The 624-nt window shown below is 54.2% G+C and carries 1 protein-coding gene and 1 pseudogene; both read right to left on the bottom strand.

Annotation, left to right across the window (positions count from 1 at the left end; translation table 11 throughout):
* The coding region (locus ABN217_RS19655) for an oxidoreductase (RefSeq protein WP_502935141.1) at window positions 1–269 on the bottom strand (269 nt) is incomplete at its 3' end.
* A 41-nt stretch (window positions 270–310) separates the two neighbouring features.
* A pseudogene (locus ABN217_RS19650) lies at window positions 311–624 on the bottom strand (hypothetical protein); the annotation flags it as partial.

Below are 624 nucleotides of genomic sequence, written 5' to 3'. Positions count from 1 at the left end.
AAGCGACGCAGGCTGGGAATAAAACGGTCATCATGGGCAGCAAACTCGTCGGTGAAACCGATGCCGTTTTCCGCCACATGCGTGCAGCCAGTGATGACCATGCCCACACCTTGGGCGCGGCGGCGGTAGTAGTCCAGCTCTGCATCCGAGATGCTGCCGTCGGGGTTGGCCGACCAAGTGGTCATTGGTGCCATCACCACGCGGTTGCGTAGCGTCAGGCCGTTATCAAAAGCAAAAGGTTGAAACAAGGTAGTGTGTTCGGTTGTCATGGAGAAACCTCTGCGCCATGCTGGCGCTTTAAAAAACAAAATCACAAGGCTTGTAAGTTTGCGGCAAAGCCAGAGGAAATCCAAGATTGCCAATTTATACAATAGTATTCATTGTAAATTGACAATAAGGCGTGAACCGCCCAGGGCTTGCTCTTGCTCCTTGGTGGTGAGCTTGTGCGGGCCGTCATGCACTCGCGCTTCTCGACCAGAAAATCAATCCACGCCCGCTCCTTGGCCGGCATCTGTGCACGAGATGGCAGATAGATGTAGAAGCCTGCAAAGGGGTTGCACCAGGGCTGTAACACACGCACCAGTTCCCCTGCATCCAATCTCGCCTGCACAGCGAAGTCGATGA

The sequence above is a fragment of the Proteus sp. fly-1067 genome, from assembly GCF_040139345.1.
Taxonomy (GTDB): Bacteria; Pseudomonadota; Gammaproteobacteria; order Enterobacterales; family Enterobacteriaceae; genus Proteus; species Proteus vulgaris_B.
This window is presented reverse-complemented; position numbering and strand designations above follow the sequence as displayed.